The following is a 21,701-nucleotide window of genomic DNA, read 5'->3' as shown; positions in this document are numbered from 1 at the left end:
GATCTATTCATTGACCAGACAAGATGTTCATTGTGATATTGAATTTTTATCCCACAGAACGGAGAGGATTAAGTGCAAATCACAATAAATCTGACAGACCAACATATAAAATTCATTCTAAATAACCTATATCCTTTTATCTGCATGATTTATCGGAGATATGGGGGCAACCAAATAATGTTTCAACAAAATAAAGTTTTTGATATATGGTGGTCGAAACCATCCGTTCTATTTCCTTATCTGTTCAGTGTAGATGATGTTCCAGCTGGTTTTGCTTTTGTGGTAGCACCATAAGAGCTAAAGCATTCTGCAGAAAAACACTTCGTAATTATACTGGCGGCTTGTAGCATGAGGAGATAACAGAAACAGAAAATGATGAAAAAAAATAATTTTTAGATTTAACAACATAAATATTTAACTTAATTTACATATACATTCATTAGAATAGGAAGTGTAATATGAATAGAAAATTGTCAGTCTCGCTGCTTAGCTTTTGCTTGCTAGTGACTACTCAGCTTTTTGTAGGAAGTGCATCTGCTGCTAACAAACCGATTCAATTGTATGTGAACAATGTAAAGATTGCAGGAGTCCAACCGATCGTAATGTCTGGCGTTATGTATGTACCCTACCGCTCATTTTTTTCGGCTTTGGGATTTACAGTTGCATATGATTCTGATACTCAGCAGATCTCAGGAGCCATTAGGGGCGCAGAAATTCAATTCTGGGCTGGCGAGGACCGTATTGAGTTTGATGGCGTGACATACTACTTAGACAATGCGATTCCTGTTAGTAATGGACAGGTGTATCTTCCTCTACGTTTGGTCAGTAACTTATCAGAATATTCAGTTAATTATGATAAGGCAAATTCGACGGTTCGTTTGCAAGCTTATGGATTGGGTGAAGAAGCTGCTATCAAAGAACTTCTTACGAAGTACTACGATACGTTTAGTCCACGTTTATATTCGTCAGACAATCTAAAATTGAATTATATGAATCTTGAATATGATTACGAAGCCAATAAACCAGTCAGTGAGATCAAACTTCGAGACTATACGGTAACAGTGGATTGGATTAAGTTTACTTCTGCCACTGAAGCACAACTTCAAGTGACGTACATCAAGAATTCAGAAGTATTAAATCAATCCGATGTGTATCTCTTCGACATTCGTTATGAGCATGGACAATGGAAAATAGCAAATGAAGCTGTAATTTATAAAAATATGGAAATCCCGAAGGATATCGACACACAGGCCGCTTCCATCATGAAAAATCGTTATGGCGAGCAGAACACCGTCTTATCAGATTTAAGAACCTACTATCAAGCGTTAAACGAGGAAAACCTGGAACTCACGGTTCAATTTACAGATCCTTCAATTATTAAAAGTTGGAATGATGATAATTTCGTTTCTGTAACTTGGGAAAGTATTGTAAAGGAGAGTTTTGCTCATTCCGACTATAGGTATCATTTATTTGACGAACGCGTCGTCTTCCTTGGTGAAAAGGAGGCTGTCGTTCAAGGCAAGCTTGATTTTAGTATGGCTATAGAGGATGAAAAGGCAGACCATGATGTGTCCGAAGTACTTATTTATTTGAAATATGCTAATGGTCATTGGACATATAGTGATGATATTAATCTTGACCTGGACTTCGACAACCGAGTTGATTCAGCAGGCAATCCTGCTAAACTAAGTGGATGGTGACGGCGCGAATTCGAGTACATGGTCAGATTCTGAGACTTGATGGGAGGAGTTACTATGAGTGTTTATTTATCCAGACCTTCAATGCGTCTGAAGGAAGAATATTTAGATTTCTATCAGGAATGGATACAGAGTGGCGAAGATATGGTCCCATGGGTTATTCGTAGAGATCCATCTGATTTTGGTGAAATGATACATTGGCTGAGAAGCAGTGAAAGAGGCATAAATCTTAAAGAAGGTTGGGTTCCTGATTCAACGTTTTGGTTAGTTTCTGAAGATCATAGGATCTTGGGTGCAGTGAACATCAGGCATGAATTAACGGAGTTTTTATTGAATAGAGGCGGGCATATCGGCTACGGCATACGTCCATCAGAAAGAAGAAAAGGTTATGCTGCTGAATTGTTACGTTTATCTTTGATTGAGGCCAAGAAGCTAGGAATCAATAAAGCGCTTGTGGTATGCGATGAGGATAATGTTGCTTCTGAAAGAACCATTATTAGTAATGGAGGCATTGCGGATGAAGACTTTATAGAAGAAAATGGGAATATATTGAAGCGATACTGGATAGTCATTTAAATGTTATTCAAAGATATATTTGCAAATTGAAAATCAATTTAAGGTCATATTATAACGGAGAAAACGATAGTGAACCGATGGACTATCGTAGAGGTCATGTGTATGCCGATCTTGAAAAAACGAAAGTGGATGTTATGGTTGACAGCTTTGGTCGTTATCGTTGCCGTTTCATTAACCATTTTCATGCAAATCATCATTCATTCAAAAGTACCGGAACTTGCGGAAGGAAGCATTGAGCAGCGGTATGCACAGCAAGGAAGCCATCAAGTAAAGGTAGAAGAAATTAAACGTACGAGCGGAGAGGCTTTATACCGAATATATTACCCGGCATTCGAAGGAAACGAATCCTATCCCGTTATTTCATGGGGGAATGGAACCGGTGCTACGCCCGATCGTTATGATGAACTTTTAACTCATCTTGCGAGCTGGGGTTTCATTGTAATAGATTCCTATAGCAAAACAACAGGAACAGGCAAAGAAATTATGGCGGCGATTGATTATTTGAAAAATGAGAGCCAACGAACAGACAGCTTGTTCTATCGAAAAATACAAATGGACCATATTGGCGCAGCTGGACATTCTCAAGGGTCCACCGGAGTCATTAATGCCCATACCCATTATACAAATGGATCGCTAATTAAGACGGTTGTGTCCATCGCTCTCCCGGATTTGAAGTATTGTGATCCTGAAGATGTGTATGATACAGCACGTATTACCGCTCCTTTCTTTATTATGGGCGGTACACGAGACTTTCTGATCTCCCCGGTATCTACGAATCGATCCGCCTTGCATCACACGAATCCAAAAACGCCTGTAATGATGGGAATGGCAAAAGGTGCAGCTCATACAGCGATAGAAGGTAATGGTGGCAATCATAGAGGGTACTTGACGGCTTGGATGAGATATCAGCTGCTTGATGACCAGGATGCCATGAAGGCGTTCTATGGCAATTCATCCGAGATGATGCATAATACAAAGTGGGTGAACGTGATACAAACAAATATGGAGTGATTCCTATCCCATTCGACAAGTACAAAAAAGCTTGCAGTTCTAGGAATTTCATTTTTTAGCTTGATTTTTTTCAGTAAATAGCTACAATATGTTTAAAGGATTAAACGAATGGACTATAGAGGTGGATCGTATGAACCAGCAAACCGAGGATGTTCTGCAGCAATTTAAAGATTGTATCCCTTTATTGGAAGTGCTAACCGATGAAAATCGGCAAGCGATCATTATGTTGTTGGCACAGAACAAATCGGGACTTAATGTGAATACAATAGCAGCCCATATCAATCTGTCCAGACCGGCAGTATCCCATCATTTAAAGGTGTTGAAACAGTCAGGTTACATCAAATCCGAAAAAAAAGGCGTCGAAAACTATTATGTATTGACGGTCCGTAAACCGCTTGAACAACTCAAATCATTAATCACTGCCGTTGAAGACGAATGCAATGGACCTAAGTGATGATCCATAGACATTAAAGAAATACCTGAATGAGAATTTTTTTGAGCATTTGGTTCAATCGTTTAAACCAATAATCCTAATAAGGAGTGATATGAAATGAAGGCTATGATCATTGAGAAGTACGGAAAAAACGTTCCATTGGTGATGACAGAGCAACCCATGCCGAATATCGGAGAACATGACGTGCTAGTTGAAATTCATGCAGCCAGCTTAAATCCGATTGACTATAAAATTAAGGAAGGGGGCATGAAATTCCTGTTGAAATACAGATTTCCTCTCGTTTTAGGAAATGATTTCTCCGGGGTTGTCGTCCAGGTTGGGGATCGGGTGAATACCTTTAAACCTGGGGATGAAGTGTACGGAAGACCCCGCAAAAACCGAATCGGAACGTTAGCCGAATTTATTGCCGTTCATGAGGATGATATCTGGCTGAAACCGCAGAATTTAACCTTTGAAGAGGCGGCATCGATACCGCTGATCGGGCTTACTACTTACCAAGCTTTGGTTGATATACTAAAACTCCAAAAAGGCCAAAAGATCTTGATTCACGCGGGTTCCGGAGGCGTAGGAACCTTCGCCATCCAGATGGCGAAGCAGCTCGGCGCTTTTGTTGCCACAACAGCAAGCGATAAAGGCTATGATTTAGTCAAATCATTGGGAGCAGATCTCATCATTAATTATAAAAAAGAGAACTTTGAAGAAATGCTGACCGGATATGATGCTGTTTTTGATACTTTAGGTGGAGCAGCGCTGGACAAATCATTCCGCATCCTGAAACCGGGCGGTCAAATCGTATCCATCTCCGGCATGCCAAACGCCAGATTTGGCAAAGAAGCGAATTTGGGTTGGTTGAAAACAACCATTTTGTCCACCGTAGGCTGGAAGATCAAAGCCCTGGAGAAGAAGAGCCAAGTGAGATATCACTTCCTTTTTATGAAGCCGAGCGGAGAACAATTGAAGGTGTTAAAGGGATTTCTGGAAGGGGGTCTCATCAAGCCTATCATTGACAAGGTGTTTCCTTTGAAAGATGCAGGGTAAGCATTTCATTACCTGGAAAGCGGAAGGGCCAAAGGTAAGGTAATCATTAAAATAAAATAATTCTAGAAAAACCGATGCGTTGATCAATCAACTAACCAATTGAGTTGCCAATCCCAGGATGAAGCTCCTCAGGGTTGATCAACGCTTTTTTTATTCGATGCCAATGCCATTACCAAAATCAACCCGATAATACACGCTGTCCCCAGCCATTGGTAAAAACCAAAGGGCTCTTTTAACCAAAATACAGTTGTGATTACGGCAGCGAGCGGCTCCAAACTGCTTAGAAGGCTTGTTTCTTTAGGGGAAAGACTTTGCAAGCTTTCGATATAAAACCAAAATGCGATCATCGTGCCGAACAGGATTAGACATATAAGATACAAATAGGTCTCCATCGAAAGGCTTTTAAAGTCAATTTGCCAAGGGGGATGGATCAAGCTTAACCCCAAGCCGCCAATAATCATCGCCCATCCGACAATGACGAGGGAATCATATTGCTTCAATAACGGAACGGCGTATAAGGTGTAGAAGGCCAAGGCTATTCCAGATAAAATCCCCCAAACCATGGCAGCAGGCGGCACGGAAATCCGGGAAACAGAACCGTTCGTCAACAAGAAAAAGCAGCCCACCAGAGCAAGGAGAACGGTCAGCAAATCCTTACGCGTGAAGGTCATTTGTTTCCGCAGAATCAAATAGATGATGATCATGACTGGAGCTAAGTACTGCAGCAGCGTAGCAACGGCCGCATTCCCGTGCTGGATCGATGCCATATACGTATATTGAACCGATAGCATACCGACCAAACCGAAAATAACAAATAACAAGTCGAAGAGCGGACCTTTTATTTTTCCATACGGCAAGTATTTGCGAGCGGTCTTTAGCCAGAAAATGAATGGTCAACAGTAGAATCCCGGCGATGAGCAAACGTGTCGCTACAAGCCAATTGACATCAATGGCGGTTTGCTGAAAGAGTTTTTTGGAAACGGTGCCGCTGATCCCCCAAAATACTGCCCCTGTGGTCACAAGAATTAATCCTTTTTTTTCAGCGTTATCCATGACTGTTTCTCCACCTTAAATGTAATAATAGTGTTATAATAGGTGAAAATTTGATATGAAAATACCGAAATTGGATATAAAAATATAAATATATTGAGGCAGTGGTCTTGTGCAAATCAAAGATTTCAAAATCGACCCAAACTTAAAGGAACGAACCGAGCATCGAACGGTCATACTCCCGGTAGCTTGTTACGAAACGACGATTAGCCAAAATATTCATGGACATATACCGCTCCACTGGCATGATGAAATTCAGTTTGTTCGAATGGTCAAAGGGGAAGCCGTCTTTCAAATCAATGAAGATAAAATAAATCTTCGGCGAGGTGAAGGGATCTTTATCAACAGCGGCTGCTTGCATATGGCGGAAGAAATGAATAAATCGGGCTGCGTTTATATTTGTTTAAATGTTTCTCCTCATTTTGTGGTGCCTAGAGAGCTTCACGCAACGCATGTTGCCCCGTATATCCAAGCGACAAATTTACCTTATTTGCATATCGATTCTAATCAGGCTTGGGGGAAAACAATATTAGATGCGATGATGAACATTCATGATTGCATTCAACGAAAACCGCTACACTTTGAAATCGACGTTACGATGCATTTGACATGTATATGGAAAAACTTAATCATGAATTGTTTTCAACTCACATACGACCCTATGGAAGCAGCCAAAAGTGATCGGATGAAGCAGATGTTAGGCTGGATCGATATCCATTACACCGAAAAAATCACATTAGACGATATTGCCAGGGCCGGTCAATTGAGCCGTTCGGAGTGCTGCCGTTATTTCAAACGCATGCTGAACACGACTCCGCTGAATTACGTGATCGATTACAGGCTTCAGAAAAGTTTGCTCCTGCTGCAGCAAGATGGTTCGAATGTTACAGAAGTGGCCTACAAAGTCGGATTTAACAGTACCAGCTATTTTATTGAAAGATTCAAGAAGTTGATGAACATGACGCCGCTGGCCTTCAAAAAATTAAATAATAAATAACCAAAATTTAGATTGATTAGATGAAGGTATCCAGTTTATAATGAAATCACAAAATATGTAAGCGCAATCATTTGATAGAAAACGATTTAGTCACCTATGAACGACGACATAGATTCTAATAATGAAACCCGTTCGAAAGAGAGGTGAACTCAGCTTCAAGAGACCGTTCTAGTATTGAAAAGCATATTTTTGCCTTATGCAGCCGTGATTTTCTAATTCGAATTTAGGAGGGAACAGGATGCGAAGAAAAGGAAAGATGCTTTGCCTGATGGTGCTGTTCAGTCTTTTGATTGCCATGATGCCTGCGAACGTCACGAATGCGGCTCCGACCTGGAATTTGGTATGGAGCGATGAATTTAACGGAACTTCTTTGGACAAGTCCAATTGGAAAGCGGAAATCGGAACCGGCAGCGGCGGTTGGGGCAACAATGAGCTTCAGTATTACACGGATCGCCCGGAGAATGTCCAGGTGACGGGTGGAAATCTGGTCATTACCGCCCGCAAAGAAGCCTACGGCGGAATGAATTACACATCGGCACGGATTAAAACGCAAGGGCTGCGCAGCTTCACGTACGGAAAGATCGAAGCGCGTATCAAGCTGCCGTCGGGACAAGGATTATGGCCGGCCTTTTGGATGCTGGGAACGAATATCGATACCGTCGGATGGCCTAAGAGCGGAGAAACGGATATTATGGAGCGGGTCAACAACAATCCTTATGTGAACGGTACCGTTCACTGGGATGCCAATGGCCAAGCCGATTATGGGCAGGTATCCGGAAATCTTGATTTTTCCCAATATCATGTGTATAGCGTTGAATGGGATTCCAAGTATATTAAATGGTTCGTCGACGGCCAGCAGTATAACGCATTCTACATCGAAAACGGTACAGGTAACACGGAGGAATTCCAACGGCCGTTCTTCCTGCTGCTGAATCTGGCGGTCGGTGGCAATTGGCCGGGTAGTCCGAATAATTCTACGCAGTTCCCTGCCCAAATGCTGGTCGATTACGTACGGGTATATCAAAGCTCTGATGCGCCCAATATCGTGAGCGGCGGCATTTACACCATCGGGAACAAGGCCAGCGGTAAAGTCATGGATGTGGTCGATGTATCGACAGCCAGCGGGGCAAAGATTCAGCAGTGGACCAACTACAGCGCCAATAACCAAAGATTCAAGATCGAAAGCACAGGCGATGGCTTCTATAAACTCACGGCCGTGCACAGCGGGAAGGTGCTGGACGTGCCGAATTCTTCGACAGCAACCGGCGTTCAGCTGCAGCAATGGGACGACAACGGAACGAATGCGCAGCGGTGGAGCATCGTGGATGTCGGAGGCGGATATTACAAACTGGTATCCAAGGCGAGCGGACTGGTCGCCGACGTATCGGGATCTTCCACTGCTGACGGGGCTGTGGTACAGCAGTGGAGCGACAACGGTACCGATGCCCAGAAGTGGTCGTTTACAAAAGTGAATTAAAACCGAAATTCATTATAGTGAATGCTTTTGATTGGTCTGGTTCGAAAATAGGGTGATACGGCGGCCTCTCGTCCCTTTGGACGAGGGGCTTTTTAGCATCATTCCAGTTTATATTTGAGAGAATCCGAAGTAGAGGAGAGGTGATTCTATTTTTATTTGTACATAGGGAGAAATTATTGTAAGATTCCAGAATGGCGAGCTTACGAATGATGAGAGGAATGGAAAAATGAGTGACACAAGAACTAAATTGATGCTTGATTTGCAAAGAATTGAGAAGGAAAAGTATCAATTACGCGAAGGTGAGCAGCATCAAGATTTCTTGCCTTTGTTACTTCAATATATTGGCGATCCTCAGCCGGAATTACGTGATGAGCTGATCTACCCGATGTTTTATATGTGGATTAAGGAAGAGAACAGGTTTAGTGATGAGGAGCTGCGCAGTCTCTTAACTGTTCTGATTGATGAGAACCATTTGTTCTATATGATTGGCAGCGGGGAAAATCCCTCGGTTTTTACAAGAACGTTCTCTACCCTGCCGATCGCTTTGATTGTGCAGCGCCACAGACAGAATCCATTCTTCAATCCAGCGGAAATAGAGCAAATCATGCAAGCAATTCTCCGTTATTACAAAGAGGAAAAGGATCTGCGAGGTTACCTTTCAGAAGGAGGCTGGGCTCATAGCGCGGCTCACGGTGCGGATGTTTTTGTCGAGCTGGTGCAGTGCGAGGAGAGCAGTGACGCAATGCGGCGCGAGGTTCTTATCGCTATTTCTGGCAAGCTTCATAATGGTATACATATTTTTAGCGACGAGGATGATGAGCGGTTAGTTAATATCGTGGATACGATGATTGACAAAGAGTTACTTCCACATCAAGAAATCGCTGACTGGATTAGCGGCTTGGCGCAATGCTGCAATTGGCCGAGAAGCCGAAGTCAGGTGGTTGCGCGCGTGAACAGCAAAAATTTTGTGCGCAGTCTCTATTTCAGAAGGGGACACGATAGCCGGGGGAATGAGCTTATCGATGTCATGCTGGGTACTGAAGCAAAATTGAACAGGTTTTCGATCCGTTAAATTCGAAGTGGGGGTGTTCCAAGGCCATTGGCTGAGGGATTCCCCCTTTTTATGAATATATAGGCCCATTTGACGTGGCTTATGCAATTCCAGCACCGGACACTCTGTATATTGAATCCGCCTTGTTCTTGACGTAATGAAATATAATAGCTATTATAGACATGTTAAGTCTGTGTTTGAGGTGATGATGAATGAAGTTCTCCAAGGCTACCGATTATGCTCTTCATACGATGCTCTTTCTTACTGCGGCGACTCCCCAAAAACCAATAGGAGTGCAGCAGTTGGCAGAGCGGCAAAATGTGTCTCCGACTTATCTGTCCAAAATACTGACCAAGTTGGTTAAGGCGGGCATGATTGAATCGATAACGGGGGTAAATGGCGGCTATCGGCTCAAACGAAACTGGGAAAATATTTCATTCTTAGATATTATTCATGCGATTGAAGGATCAGCCTCCTTGTTCGATTGCAGTTTTGATCATGGACCGGGATGTCCGATTCAAAGGGTGGTATTATCGGCAGAGCAGAAGATGGAAGAACAGTTGAGAAATCAGAAAATGTATGATCTTGTGCGGGAGTTGGATATCATCATATAATACTCCTTTTTTTTGAGTTAATTAAGGACATCGTGTGTCTTTAAAATCTGTAAAAAAGAAACGGGAAAATCTATTGAGCCAACATATGATCCGCCGAAGCATTTTGCGGAGCATTGTGGTTGCAAAAGCAGAATGGGCAGTTCGTAACAGATGATCCAAAGGAGCGTGGGAAGATGAATGTATTCGAAAGCCAGTATGAATTGATCCAACGCACAAGAGAATCTTTATTTCGTTATTGCGAGACTTTCTCCCATGCAGATTATGTTCAAGAAGTGAAAGCCTTAGGCGGAATTTCCATTCGCAGTCTGCATGCTCATGTAGCCGATTGTTATAAGAGGGCAGATTGTAAAAATGGGCAGGCAGCTTGGGTATATTCGGCCGAAAATGAACCTCGCTAAACCCTTAGTGATGTCATGAAGATCCTTTCGGTAAGTTTGAGTCAACTCTGAAGAGTAGGCCACGGATTCGATATAGGAGGTGAATGATAGCTATCGATCAATTAATTTTTTACTCTAATTAGAGATATCCAGTATCTCTAATATCTACATGGAAAGTCCGAACATTTGGAGTTAAAATAACGGACTAACTACTGCTGCTAAAGGGATACATATCTTATCGTTGGTAACAACCTGTGAGATGAATGCAATGATATTCGTGCTATGGGTTACTACGGCGACGAACTGAAAATCCGACAAGGCATTCGGTTCGGCAAGATGAATGTTCGCCTGCAAAGTCAGCAAATATGTGACAGAGAGCACTGTATCTGGCCTGCTGTCGCCATAAATTTCGAATAACATACGAATGAGGAGGTTCATATTCATGAACAAAGTGGATGTAGCGATCATTGGGGGAGGTCCCGCAGGTTTGAGCGCCGGTCTTATACTGGGGCGCGCAAGGAAGCAGACGATGATTATTGATGAGGGACGTCCCCGTAATGCCGTGACCCGGGAGGCGCACGGGTTTTTGACGCGGGACGGAATCAGCCCGAGTGAAATCCGGCGCATTGCGAAGGAGCAACTGCGAGTCTATCCGTCGGTTTCCCATGCGGAAGGTACCATAGTCTCAATCTCGGGTGAGGACGGGAACTTCTTGCTGATGACAGCTGCAGGGATGAAGATCACTAGCAAGAAGCTGCTGTTTGCCGTAGGGATGAAGGATCGCAAGCTTGGAATTCCGGGATTGGATGAAGTTTACGGAAAAAGTGCGTTTGTTTGTCCGTATTGCGATGGTTGGGAATTAAGGGATGAGCCACTGGTTGTCATTAGCAGAGGGGCGGCACTCATGCATTTCGCTCCATTGTTGTCGGGATGGACGCAGCGGTTTGTCGTTTGCACGAACGGTCCCGATGAATTGAGCGAGGCAGAACGCGATGAATTGCGGGATCATCAGATTCCGCTATACGATCAGCCGATTCGTGCCATTTTATCGAGCGAAGGTATGGTGAACCATGTTGTGCTTGAGAATGGGACAGAAATTCCGTGCACGGGAATCTTCTTTAAGCCGGAACTGGTTCCCGGAACGGATTTGCCCCAGGTTCTTGGCTGCCGCATTTCGGAAACAGGAGTGATTGCAGTCGACGAGTTTGGGAAATCCAGTATCCCTGGCGTGTACGCAGCAGGTGACGCGTCTTCACTAATGCATCAATCTATTGCAGCTGCCGCATCAGGAGCCTTAGCTGCAGCAGCAATAAACGGAGAATTAAATAAGGAAGCCTGGCAGAGAAAACAATGAAATGATGATCCAACTATACATCGTGAGCGTGGAGGAAATTCTTCTGCACGGAAATGAGTACTGTGAATGGACGACGACATGAGGAGCATACACGAATAAAGCCGCATTTTTGCGGCTTTTATTATTGAGGAATTAGATAAGTATTCGATGCCGATTGAAACCAGTTAGATGACGCTTAACATCCCAAGTATCAAAAAGTATCCTATCTTACAAAAATGATCGGATCACACAAAAAAATGCGCACTACTCAAGCAGAAGCGAATCTGATAATCTACATACAGAACGATCGATCCATATTTAACGCAACGATACGATCGCATCATAACTTTTTGGAAGAGATACGAAAACATGAAAGAATACCAACACTCTGGAAGAATTAAAAGGAAACAAATTTAAAACGATAAGGAAGTCTCCCATGAAGAAATGGCTCGTATGCATTTTAGCTGTCATGCTAAGTTTTTCTGCGCAAATCCCTGCGGTCCACGCTTCTGAAGTCAATGTATCCGTGGATGGGCATGAAGTCCAATTCCCGGATGAGCACCCATACGTCGATCAGAGATCCAACCTAACGATGGTTCCCCTTGCTTTCGTATCCGGCAAGCTCGGAGCTACAACGAAATGGAATGAAAAAACAAAACAAATCACCATCTCGCTAAACCGTGACATCATTATTTTGTCAATGGGTCAAAATCATGCACTCGTGAATGGTACAAGGGTGGATTTTGAAGGGGCAGCTGTGCTCAAAAACGGCCGTACAATGGTTCCGCTGCGTTTTATTAGTGAGGCCTTGCACGCCATTGTCGAATGGAAGCCAACGCGGAATCAGGTGAGCATCATGACATCCGTGGCCCGTGTTCCGAAAGGGACCTGGATATGGGACAGTCACATCCTGAAACAGAATCAAGATCAATGGATTAACTTTGCAAAAATAAAGGGTGTAACCTCTATTTACCTTCAAATTGATAAAGATATAGATCCAGCCATATATGAGGACTTTATTCGAAAAACGAAGAGCGAAGGAATGGAAGTGGAGGCGCTTGAGGGTCGTCCCGAATGGGCTATTAGATCTAAGCAGGGGGATATTCAGAAGTTTATTGCGTGGGTAAAAGCCTATAATTCCTCTGTTGGCCCAGAAGCGAGCTTTACCGGATTGCATTTGGATATTGAACCTTATGCCCTTAGGGAATGGACGTCGGACAATAAAACAATTCTAGAAAGCTGGATGGACAATTTGAGATTGATCGAGAAAGAAACCAAGGGGAGCGGTTTAAAAATTGCGTTCGACGTTCCATTCTGGCTTCATTCGATTCAGGTGCCGGGAAAGGACTACAGTATGAGCGCATGGATGCTGGAGAAGTTCGATTGCCTCGTCATCATGAATTATCGGAACCAGGCGTTAGGCAGTGATGGCATTGTGGAAAATGCCCAAGCTATGCTGAGAGAAGCCTCCACCCTGAAGAAGAAAGTTATTGTTGCTGTAGAAACCGTCAAAAGCAAAGAGGGTCCGCAGGTCTCGTTCTATTCCATGAGCAGCGAAACGATGGAAAAAGAGCTGCAGACCACCCATAATCAATTGGCGCATTATGCAAGCTATGCCGGTTTCGCCATTCACGATTTAAAAAGCTGGCAGCAGATGAAATGAAAAAAGAAGATAGCGAATTCCACGCGCTAAATATCAGGATTCGATAAAGCATCTACCCTTAACAGTCCGCATCGATTGCGGGCTTTTTGATTTATTGAAATAAGCAGCTTCTTATATCTTAAAATATTTCGAACGATATCCATCTTTATGACCAATATATACTGTAAGCGCGAAGGGGAGGAGGTGACAGATGAACCATCCATCTGAATATACAAGGCTTATAGCACGTACGCTGGACGGGAGCCGTGATGCGTTTGGAGAGTTATATGAAGCAACTATTCAGGATGTTTACAAAACCGTGTATTTCCTTATTCGAGAACCATCCGATGCAGAGGATGTCATTCAGGAGATATATATCCAGGTATATCGCTCTCTTGGAAAGTTTGACATAAACAGACCGTTCCGGCCTTGGTTAATGGGAGTGGTCATGCGTCAAATTCAATCTCACCGGAGAAAGAGTTGGACAAATGTACGAACGATCAAAAAAGCGGAACGGATGGACCAAGCCGTGGAGTACGATTTCGCAAGCGAGGTGGTCAACAAAGTATCGAATCGATCGCTGCTTGCAAGCGTGGATCGACTTCCTTATAAGCTAAAGCAAGTCGTAATTCTGCATTATTTGAATGATTACACGCAAGATGAGATTGCGGCCGCATTAGAAATCCCTCTTGGAACCGTAAAGTCAAGAATCCATGCTGCTCTGCAAAAGATGCGCAAAAAACAGAAAATAAACATTCGGGCGATAGGAAGGGTGGAGGACCTCAATGAGTCTCGATGAAAGGTTGAGAACGGCTTTAAAGGAAGAAACCGAAGATTGGACAGCACCAGCGGAGCTCAAGGAAAAAATACTTAACCATGTTGCACACACTCAAGGGGGAAGAACAATGAAAAAATGGGTAGTAACCTGTATTTTGGCTGCTTCGTTGCTAATCCCTGCGGGTGCCTTTGCCGGTTATAACTATCTATCTGATTCCATCTATGGTTCGCAACAAAATATCGCTAAGTATGGAGTCACGCAGCAGCAATATGATGAGCTGGAGGCAAAGCTGCAGGCCGCCAAACAAAGCCTCGGTGAAGAGGAGTTCACAAAATTCATGTCCTTACTTCAAGAGGTGGGAACCTATAATTTGAAAATGGCAGATGCAGATGGAAAATTGAATATTGAGAAATTGAGCGCAGGGGAGCGAAGCAACTATAAAAAATTAACAACAGAGCTGGAACCCATTTTTCATAAATTAAAGGATGTTCAGCCGACGAAGAAAGCACCTAAACCTCTTTATAGCTCTCCGTTCTGGAAAGAACAGCTACAACAAGCAAGGGACATACTCAGCAAAGAAGAATTCAACGAGTATCAGATATTAATGAATGAGATGAAGGCTTATGACAACAAAACGCTTGATCCGGATGGAAGTGTTCATGTAGATCGGCTATCACAGGAAGATCAAGCGAATATAGAGCAAATAGTGCAGCAGTTGCAACCATTTTTAAAGAAGCTGGGCATTTCAATTAAGCCGAGAGATTGATCTTAATAAAAAAAAGCAGTTAAGGCGAACGGAAAAGTCCGTTCGCCTTTTTCAGTGGATATATATTGTTGATCTATTCTTTTGTGCTAAGAGGATCTTTTTTAGGAAATATCATCAAAAGTATATCCATGTCATGAAAAGTCTCTTCTGGATCAAGGAAAAAGGCTCTTATGATAGACAGTAATCCAAGGAAAGGGGGGTTATAATGTGACAATTGATGATGGTAATTTAAAAATGTGATACGTGTAACGTAAGGCCGGAGTGGACACGATGCGTTTCGCAATCATGGATGTTGCAAGGAAGGAAGTTATTTCCATTTCACTGAACGAAATGAGGATGAGAACATGAACACTTGGCAACGCTTGAAACCGGGAATCTATATTTTTTCAGCACTGGTACTATTATTCTCGATTGTTTTTTCGTCGCATATGCCAACAGCCTTCTCTGAAGAAAGCAGCGATGAACCTTCTCCTCCGCTTATAGAGAAACCGGCAGCCGGTGAACAAACGGATATGCAGCAACCAGTCGTTGACGCCACGTATTCTGAAACCGCTTTATCCGAAGCAGGAAAGGAAAACTACGCTTTTAAAAAGCCGGTCAAAGTCTCCGGCAACGAGGTAGACTACGGATTGTTCCCCGAATTTGCCGTAGACGGGAACATGGGCACGCGTTGGTCATCGGCTAAGACGGACGATCAGTGGTTCCTCGTAGATATAGGCGAAACAAAGAATATCGGCCAGGTAGCCATTTACTGGCAAACACCGGCCAAAACATATAAAATCTACACCTCGGTCGACGGTGAGCAGTGGGATAATATCCGGGACGACGATGGTTTGATCGATTGCAGCGGAGGAAAGGATGTGCTTGATTTTTCGAGCAGACCGGCGAGATTCGTAAAATTCCAAGGGGTGGAACGAGCTCCGGTTGAAGGCATTTATTATGGTTATTCCTTTTATGAGTTTCAAGTGTTTGAAGAGGACCCTATTGCGGAAATTATCCAGGGCATCACCGGTCTTGAGCCGATTGCCGAAGGACAAACGCAGCTTACCCTGCCCGCGGTTCCCGCCGGATACCGGGTATCCGTCTATGGCAGCGATGCGCTGCCCGTGATCGATAAAGATGCCGTCATTCATCCGCCGTTAGTGGATCGCAAGGTCCATGTCATCCTGCAGGTGCAGAACGAAGCGAAACCGGATGAGAAAGGCATAACGCCTTCTTTTGAAGTGAAGGTACCCGGAGTCTATCCGCCTGCGGCAGACCGGAATCCTGAACCCAGGGTTATCCCATCCCTCAGGGAATGGGTAGGGAATACTGGACAGCTCAAGCTAACGCCAGCTTCAAACATCGTATTTCGGGATGCGGCCCTGCAAACGACCGCGGATATTCTTAAGGCGGATTTGAAGGATGTCAGCGGTTTGGATTTGGCGATCCGTCAAGGCTCGCCTGCGCGCGGGGATATCTACCTGACCCTTGATCCTTCTTTGAACTATCTGGGAACCGAAGGATACGTGCTGGATATCCAGGATTACGCCTCCATTGCGTCGCCGGCCGATAAGGGTGTACTGTGGGGAACCCGTTCCGTTCTTCAAATCCTGAAGCAGGATGGCAGCCATGATCAGCTGCCGAAAGGGCTATCGCATGATTACCCCAAATACGAGACTCGGGGGCTCATGATCGACGTGGCACGAAAGTTCTACACGATTGATTTTTTGCGCGAATACGTCAAAATGCTGTCCTGGTATAAAATGACGGATTTGCAAATTCATTTGAATGACGATGTGGGGGCGCCTTTTCCGGACGGTAAACGTTCCGCCTTCCGTTTGGAGAGTAACCGGTACCCGGGCCTTGCGAGCCAGGATGGCTACTATACGAAGGAGGAGTTCCGGGATTTGCAGCGGCTTGGCCGCAAATATGGTATCAACATTATTCCCGAGATCGATACGCCGGGCCATTCACGTGCTTTTACCACCTATGACCCAACAATTGGCAAGGATAGCTTCCTGGACATTACGAAGCCGGCCGCAACCGAATTCATCACGAATCTGTTCGACGAATACATCGACGGATACGGCAGCGACACAGAGCCTACGTTCCTGGGGCCGGACGTGCATATCGGAACGGATGAATATGCAGGCGGGTCGAACGAGGATTTTCGCAAGTACATGGATACGCTGATTAGGCATATCAACGACAAGGGGAAGCATCCCTACGTTTGGGGCGGGCTCAAGCAATTTGCCGGCACGACGCCGGTCAGCAACCAAGCGACCATGGCAGTATGGTATGAACCCTATGAAGGACCGCAGCAGGCGATGGACGAAGGATATGATATCATCAACACGGATACCAACTATATGTATCTAGTGCCGAGGCTCTATCGGGATTACCTGGATACGCCGCTCTTGTATCGGGAATGGGAGCCCGTCAAATGGCTCGGAGTCACTTTGCCGTACGGCCTTCCGCAGCTGAAAGGCGGGATGTTCGCCTTATGGAACGATATTTCTTATGCCTCCGGCATATCGATGGACGATTCCCATGCGAGAATGCTCCCGGCCATGCAGGTGCTGTCCGAAAAAATGTGGCAGGGAGCTCGGGACGGAGCCGATTATGACGCATTCATGAAAGCAGCCTCGAGTATCGGAGATGCGCCCAACACCGATCTGTCGCACCGCATCGATGTGGATAATACGGATGGAAACGTCATCAGCTACCCGTTCGAGAACGGATTTGAGGATGCTTCAGGCAATCATATGGATGGAGCAGCGACGAATGTAACGCTGGAAGAAGGTAAATACGGAAAGGGCGCCGCTTTTCACGGCGGCCAGAGCTTTATTCAAACACCGCTGAACCCGCTGTGGTTCGGCTGGACGGTGTCGATGTGGATCAAACCGGATGCGGATAACCCGGATGATGCCGTGTTGATGGAATCCCCTAACGGTACGATTAAGCTAAAGCAGGGGAAAACCGGGAAGCTGGGTTTCTCGAAAGAGGGATATGACAGCGTGTTTCAATATGAAGTCCCGGCGAACCGCTGGACGCATATTCTGCTGACCGGCAATCAAATCGGCGTGTCGCTCTATGTGAATGGTAACGAGTACGTGGAGAAGCTTGGACAGCCGGTACCGCTGATCCAAACGCTGGTGCTGCCCGCCGGAAAAATTGGAAGCGACACGAATGCATTCAAGGGCGTGATCGACAATTTACAGATTTATAACCGTTATACGCCGCTGCTGGATGTCAATAATTTCGCGCTACAAGCCACGGCGGAATCATCCCCGTTGGAAGCGGACGTTTTGACGCCGGATAAGGCGATCGACGGCAATCTTTCGACCCGATGGTCCAGCGCGTACGATGATGCCTCCTGGATGATTGTCGAACTCGGTCAGTCCCGGAAAATCAATAAGATCAATATCGCCTGGGAGACGCAAGCGGAAAAGTTCAAGCTCCTTGTTTCCCAGGATAAACAAATCTGGACCAACGTGAAACCAAACGACGAGATTCTCCGGTCCAATGGGAAACTGGATACGATCGATTTCGATTCGATCGATGCCAGATACGTGAAATTTCAAGGCGTGGAACGGCGTCCGGTAGGCGATACCAAATATGGCTATTCGATTTATGAGCTGGAAGTGTACGGCGATGATTTAATGGTATCGTATAATGAAACGGTGCATCTAGCGGAACAACTGCTCGCTTTGGGGAAAGGCGATCCTGCCCTCCGTGGTCAGCTGCTTGCCATGCTGGACCGATATCCTTATCAATTCGAGTCTGTCGCCGAAACGCTGAAAGACCTGGTATCCCGGTTAAAAGCTTCAATCGAGGAAAAACCGACCGATCCTGGAGCACCGAGCGGTGGCACGACCGCCAGCGGCGGGGGTGGAAACGCAGGCGGAGGAGGAGCTACCGCAAACGTAGACGAAGCAGAACTCTCACTGACCCCAGGTAAGCCCGGCACTTTAACATTAGGCGACCGGGTTACCATCCAGATTCCGCGGGATGCGGTGAAGACACCGGCGCGCTTGCGCATTCATAAGCTGCTAGATCCCGGTCCCATGATGAATGACAAAGTCGGAGCCATCAGTCCTGCATACGAACTGACGTTAATTCCAGGCGGCAGTTTCGAAAAAGAAGTCCGCATGTCGATATCCTTCGACAGCCGTAACCTTAAAGCGGATCAGAAGGCATGCATCTTCTTCTATGAACCTTCATCCAAGAAGTGGGTTGAAGTCGGGGGGACGGTATCCGCAAGCATTATCCAAGCGGACGTTATGAAGACCGGCATCTATGCGGTTTTTGCGGTAGTGAATGGGGTTGTCCAGCCGAATTCAAGTTCATTCACCGACACGCCTCGCCACTGGGCTGCAGCCGATATTGAAAAGGCCGTTCAGCTTGGGATCGTAACCGGTTATCCGGATGGTTCGTTCCGCCCCGGCGGAAAGGTGACGCGGGCTGAATTTGCAGCCATGTTGGCCAGGGTCCTTAAGCTGCATGGAAGCGGCAGCTCTGTTACCTTTAAGGATGCTGGCTCTATCGGAGATTGGGCACGAGAAGCTATCGCGCAAGCGGTAAACGCCGGAATCGTTAACGGCTACGAAGACGGAACATTCAGGCCAAACGCCTTTATACAACGCGACGAGATGGTTGCGATGATAGCGCGCGCATTAAATCTGGAGACGAGCCAGGGAGGCAAAGCCAAAACGGCATTTGCCGATGACGCCACCATTCCCGCTTGGGCAAAAAACGCGATCCAGGTTGCAGCGCTGCAAGGATTGATCCAAGGTCGGAGCGACAACCTGTTCGCCGCAAACGAAACGGCTACCCGAGCGGAGGCGGTGACGATCATGCTAAAAGCCGCTGAATACAATTCACGTTAAATAACGTCATAAAATGACAAGGCTGCCGATGATTCGGCAGCCTTGTGTTGATGAGGGGGAAGGGGGGGAATGGATTAACTCATGTTATTGTGCAAAATAATGCCCTTTTTCGAGATCGGCGATTAATCCAGGATGTGTCGGTTCCCAGCCCAGAAGTTCCCGTGTTGCCTGACTCGCTTGCGCAGTGTTGTACAGGTTTGTGATGTCAAGTGCCGCAATAGGGCCAAGAAATCCAAAATGAGTGGCTGCTTCTTCAGGTGTTATACTGACTGTCGGCATCTTCAATTGCTGCCCGATAACCGCCGCGATTTCGCGAAGCGGGACAGCTTCATCACCGGCTCCAAGCAGACGTGAGCCCGCCGGGGCGGATTCCAGCGCCAGTCGATACAGAACCGCCGCATCCAGGCGGTGAACCGCTGGCCAGCGGTTCGTTCCGTCGCCGATGTAGGCAGCATAGCCCTTCGTCCGGGCGATGCTGATCATCAATGGTATAAAGCCTTTATCACCTTCGCCGTGCACGGATGGTGCAAGCGAGACGATCGATGCTCGAATTCCCTGCTCAGCCATTGCGAGCACTGCTTGATCCACCTTATGTCCATTAGCGTGAGCCGTGGTAATGAACGGCTTGCCGGAGCCTTCGAGCGCCGCTCCCATGGCTTCAGCGGCACGAAAATCTAGAGCTAATGCACCTTCAAAGTCGGAAAAATCGTTGGTAAACCCCAAATGAATCACGCCTTCCGCTGCTGCGGCGGCACGGCCCAGAGTATCGACATCGTCCAGCGTGCCGTACACCACGTCGGCTCCAGCTGCCTTTAATCCCGCGGCTTTCTCTTCAGAACGGCAAAGACCCGACACGGTATGTCCCGCGCCGATCAGTTCCCGGACGACTGCGGAACCGACATACCCTGTTGCTCCAGTAACAAAAACATGCATCATAATATCCTCCTTTAAGTGCTTGATCATGTTAAGCATAAACTATGAAGTGAACTCTAAGGCAAGCACTCTAATGGAGAAATAATCATAAAAATTTAAGAACTGGCGGACAAGATGGGATGAATCTACTCATTTATTTCCCCATATTGGCCGCGAAGGATCATTTAAATGATGATTATAACAAATACGCAACTCATTTTTTCACCGGAAGAAGACAGGTACATTGAGGTATGCCAGGTTAATGTTGAATCAGTTTATACTCCACAAGTAGGAAATGAAAAAGTCTGACGCAAGAAGGTATGATTTAGAAATAGATAAGAAAATGAGGCTATTCTGATTTTCGACCATTAATATAGAAACGGCTTCTAATCACAAAAGATCAGAAGGACTTCTCTCTGAAGGAACCAGAATAATAATCAAATTCATATTTGTGCTCGTTCATTTCCGTTTAAACATTGAACAAACAAGACGAAGAGGAGGAAAACGAATGAAGACGATCAAGCGGATGATGGACCACATGTACTGGTCAGACAGACGCATCTTGGACGCTGTCGAGGAGAGTGAGACGAAGAACAAGGACCTTTTCAAGCTGGTTCGGCACGTCGCAGTTGCGGAACGAGTCTGGCTGTCACGATTGCAGGGCAAGGGCACTGCGCATTATTCGTTGTGGGAGGAAACGGAAGATTTGAAGGCAATCCGGACGATGTTCGATGAAAACGCCGAGCAATATCGCGCCTATATTGAAGAACTCGAAGAAACCGATTTGGACGAGATGGTGGACTATGCCAACCAGAGCGGAGTTCCCTTCCGAACGTCAGTTAGGGACATCCTGTCGCAAGTTCTTCTACATGGGCAGTATCACCGGGGACAGATCAACCGCTTGCTTCGGATGGAGTCGGCAGAGCCTGTCCAAGTCGATTACATTACGTTCGCGAGGCTCTAACCTTACAATCATCACCCAAGTTAGCCCATGAATGAATGCAGCCTAAGCGAACTCTTCACAAAAGAACAATAAGCTGTAATGGTAACAGGAATA

Annotated in this window: 18 protein-coding genes and 1 pseudogene; 16 read left to right on the top strand and 3 right to left on the bottom strand. The window is 45.6% G+C overall.

Translation table 11 applies throughout. The annotated features are described in order from the left end of the window. Window positions 1-458: 458 nt before the first annotated feature. The 5 genes from PCH05_RS12940 to PCH05_RS12920 all read left to right on the top strand — a co-directional run bounded on the left by PCH05_RS12940 (window position 459) and on the right by PCH05_RS12920 (window position 4,776). On the top strand, window positions 459-1,700 hold the full coding sequence (locus PCH05_RS12940; RefSeq protein WP_127602802.1) for a stalk domain-containing protein: 1,242 nt from the start codon (window positions 459-461) through the stop codon (window positions 1,698-1,700). A gap of 54 nt (window positions 1,701-1,754) precedes the next feature. Next, entirely contained in the window at window positions 1,755-2,273 is a 519-nt protein-coding gene (locus tag PCH05_RS12935) for a GNAT family N-acetyltransferase (protein WP_127602801.1), read from the top strand. A 102-nt stretch (window positions 2,274-2,375) separates the two neighbouring features. After that, window positions 2,376-3,284, top strand: a complete 909-nt coding sequence (locus PCH05_RS12930) for a poly(ethylene terephthalate) hydrolase family protein (RefSeq protein WP_127602800.1) — start codon at window positions 2,376-2,378, stop codon at window positions 3,282-3,284. A gap of 130 nt (window positions 3,285-3,414) precedes the next feature. Beyond that, entirely contained in the window at window positions 3,415-3,738 is a 324-nt protein-coding gene (locus tag PCH05_RS12925; protein WP_127602799.1) for an ArsR/SmtB family transcription factor, read from the top strand. Between the two features lie 96 nt (window positions 3,739-3,834). After that, entirely contained in the window at window positions 3,835-4,776 is a 942-nt protein-coding gene (locus tag PCH05_RS12920) for an NADP-dependent oxidoreductase (protein WP_127602798.1), read from the top strand. A 128-nt stretch (window positions 4,777-4,904) separates the two neighbouring features. Here PCH05_RS12920 and PCH05_RS28185 read toward each other — a convergent pair whose 3' ends face one another. Together PCH05_RS28185 and PCH05_RS28180 are read right to left on the bottom strand one after the other, a co-directional pair. Further along, window positions 4,905-5,339 (bottom strand): DMT family transporter, encoded by a 435-nt coding sequence (locus PCH05_RS28185; protein WP_443093732.1) that lies wholly within the window; start codon window positions 5,337-5,339, stop codon window positions 4,905-4,907. A gap of 102 nt (window positions 5,340-5,441) precedes the next feature. Continuing rightward, window positions 5,442-5,829 (bottom strand): annotated as a pseudogene (locus PCH05_RS28180) (DMT family transporter); the annotation flags it as partial. A gap of 109 nt (window positions 5,830-5,938) precedes the next feature. Between PCH05_RS28180 and PCH05_RS12910 the strand changes: the two are divergent. The 10 genes from PCH05_RS12910 to PCH05_RS12865 all read left to right on the top strand — a co-directional run bounded on the left by PCH05_RS12910 (window position 5,939) and on the right by PCH05_RS12865 (window position 19,732). After that, a complete protein-coding gene (locus tag PCH05_RS12910) occupies window positions 5,939-6,823 on the top strand; it encodes a helix-turn-helix transcriptional regulator (RefSeq protein ID WP_127602797.1) in 885 nt (294 codons plus the stop codon). Between the two features lie 238 nt (window positions 6,824-7,061). After that, window positions 7,062-8,300, top strand: a complete 1,239-nt coding sequence (locus tag PCH05_RS12905) for an RICIN domain-containing protein (protein ID WP_127602796.1) — start codon at window positions 7,062-7,064, stop codon at window positions 8,298-8,300. A 226-nt stretch (window positions 8,301-8,526) separates the two neighbouring features. Next, the gene (locus tag PCH05_RS12900) at window positions 8,527-9,372 is read left to right on the top strand and encodes a DUF2785 domain-containing protein (protein ID WP_127602795.1); all 846 of its coding nucleotides are present in this window, start codon (window positions 8,527-8,529) and stop codon (window positions 9,370-9,372) included. A 191-nt stretch (window positions 9,373-9,563) separates the two neighbouring features. Beyond that, complete coding sequence (locus PCH05_RS12895) at window positions 9,564-9,965, top strand: Rrf2 family transcriptional regulator (RefSeq protein ID WP_127602794.1); 402 nt, start codon at window positions 9,564-9,566, stop codon at window positions 9,963-9,965. 173 nt (window positions 9,966-10,138) lie between these two features. After that, window positions 10,139-10,363 (top strand): hypothetical protein, encoded by a 225-nt coding sequence (locus PCH05_RS12890; protein WP_246049522.1) that lies wholly within the window; start codon window positions 10,139-10,141, stop codon window positions 10,361-10,363. A 421-nt stretch (window positions 10,364-10,784) separates the two neighbouring features. Next, a complete protein-coding gene (locus tag PCH05_RS12885; protein WP_127602793.1) occupies window positions 10,785-11,696 on the top strand; it encodes an NAD(P)/FAD-dependent oxidoreductase in 912 nt (303 codons plus the stop codon). A gap of 415 nt (window positions 11,697-12,111) precedes the next feature. Next, entirely contained in the window at window positions 12,112-13,338 is a 1,227-nt protein-coding gene (locus tag PCH05_RS12880) for a copper amine oxidase N-terminal domain-containing protein (protein WP_127602792.1), read from the top strand. A gap of 190 nt (window positions 13,339-13,528) precedes the next feature. After that, window positions 13,529-14,116, top strand: a complete 588-nt coding sequence (locus PCH05_RS12875; protein WP_127602791.1) for a sigma-70 family RNA polymerase sigma factor — start codon at window positions 13,529-13,531, stop codon at window positions 14,114-14,116. Beyond that, window positions 14,103-14,861 carry a DUF3600 domain-containing protein gene (locus PCH05_RS12870; protein WP_127602790.1) on the top strand — a complete coding sequence of 253 codons (759 nt, stop codon included), beginning with the start codon at window positions 14,103-14,105 and terminating at the stop codon, window positions 14,859-14,861. The genes PCH05_RS12875 and PCH05_RS12870 overlap by 14 nt, the downstream gene beginning before the upstream one ends. A gap of 344 nt (window positions 14,862-15,205) precedes the next feature. Continuing rightward, window positions 15,206-19,732, top strand: coding sequence for an S-layer homology domain-containing protein (locus PCH05_RS12865; RefSeq protein ID WP_127602789.1), 4,527 nt, complete (start codon window positions 15,206-15,208; stop codon window positions 19,730-19,732). An 84-nt stretch (window positions 19,733-19,816) separates the two neighbouring features. Here PCH05_RS12865 and PCH05_RS12860 read toward each other — a convergent pair whose 3' ends face one another. After that, window positions 19,817-20,665, bottom strand: coding sequence for an SDR family oxidoreductase (locus tag PCH05_RS12860; protein ID WP_127602817.1), 849 nt, complete (start codon window positions 20,663-20,665; stop codon window positions 19,817-19,819). A gap of 487 nt (window positions 20,666-21,152) precedes the next feature. On the opposite strand from PCH05_RS12860, the gene PCH05_RS12855 reads away from it, so the two are divergent. Further along, entirely contained in the window at window positions 21,153-21,608 is a 456-nt protein-coding gene (locus PCH05_RS12855) for a DinB family protein (protein ID WP_127602788.1), read from the top strand. Window positions 21,609-21,701 lie beyond the last annotated feature (93 nt).

This window comes from Paenibacillus chibensis, from assembly GCF_004001045.1.
Classification (GTDB): domain Bacteria; phylum Bacillota; class Bacilli; order Paenibacillales; family Paenibacillaceae; genus Paenibacillus_AQ; species Paenibacillus_AQ chibensis.
The sequence above is the reverse complement of the archived record's forward strand: the minus strand, read 5'-3'. Positions and strand labels throughout refer to the sequence as shown.

Bases quoted from the DNA above. Each gene is read 5' to 3' on its own strand.
- PCH05_RS12940 (WP_127602802.1), top strand. From the start codon at position 459: ATGAATAGAAAATTGTCAGTCTCGCTGCTTAGCTTTTGCTTGCTAGTG.
- PCH05_RS12935 (WP_127602801.1), top strand. From the start codon at position 1,755: ATGAGTGTTTATTTATCCAGACCTTCAATGCGTCTGAAGGAAGAATAT.
- PCH05_RS12930 (WP_127602800.1), top strand. From the start codon at position 2,376: ATGCCGATCTTGAAAAAACGAAAGTGGATGTTATGGTTGACAGCTTTG.
- PCH05_RS12925 (WP_127602799.1), top strand. From the start codon at position 3,415: ATGAACCAGCAAACCGAGGATGTTCTGCAGCAATTTAAAGATTGTATC.
- PCH05_RS12920 (WP_127602798.1), top strand. From the start codon at position 3,835: ATGAAGGCTATGATCATTGAGAAGTACGGAAAAAACGTTCCATTGGTG.
- PCH05_RS28185 (WP_443093732.1), bottom strand. From the start codon at position 5,339: ATGGTTTGGGGGATTTTATCTGGAATAGCCTTGGCCTTCTACACCTTA.
- PCH05_RS12905 (WP_127602796.1), top strand. From the start codon at position 7,062: ATGCGAAGAAAAGGAAAGATGCTTTGCCTGATGGTGCTGTTCAGTCTT.
- PCH05_RS12900 (WP_127602795.1), top strand. From the start codon at position 8,527: ATGAGTGACACAAGAACTAAATTGATGCTTGATTTGCAAAGAATTGAG.
- PCH05_RS12895 (WP_127602794.1), top strand. From the start codon at position 9,564: ATGAAGTTCTCCAAGGCTACCGATTATGCTCTTCATACGATGCTCTTT.
- PCH05_RS12890 (WP_246049522.1), top strand. From the start codon at position 10,139: ATGAATGTATTCGAAAGCCAGTATGAATTGATCCAACGCACAAGAGAA.
- PCH05_RS12885 (WP_127602793.1), top strand. From the start codon at position 10,785: ATGAACAAAGTGGATGTAGCGATCATTGGGGGAGGTCCCGCAGGTTTG.
- PCH05_RS12880 (WP_127602792.1), top strand. From the start codon at position 12,112: ATGAAGAAATGGCTCGTATGCATTTTAGCTGTCATGCTAAGTTTTTCT.
- PCH05_RS12875 (WP_127602791.1), top strand. From the start codon at position 13,529: ATGAACCATCCATCTGAATATACAAGGCTTATAGCACGTACGCTGGAC.
- PCH05_RS12870 (WP_127602790.1), top strand. From the start codon at position 14,103: ATGAGTCTCGATGAAAGGTTGAGAACGGCTTTAAAGGAAGAAACCGAA.
- PCH05_RS12865 (WP_127602789.1), top strand. From the start codon at position 15,206: ATGAACACTTGGCAACGCTTGAAACCGGGAATCTATATTTTTTCAGCA.
- PCH05_RS12860 (WP_127602817.1), bottom strand. From the start codon at position 20,665: ATGCATGTTTTTGTTACTGGAGCAACAGGGTATGTCGGTTCCGCAGTC.
- PCH05_RS12855 (WP_127602788.1), top strand. From the start codon at position 21,153: ATGAAGACGATCAAGCGGATGATGGACCACATGTACTGGTCAGACAGA.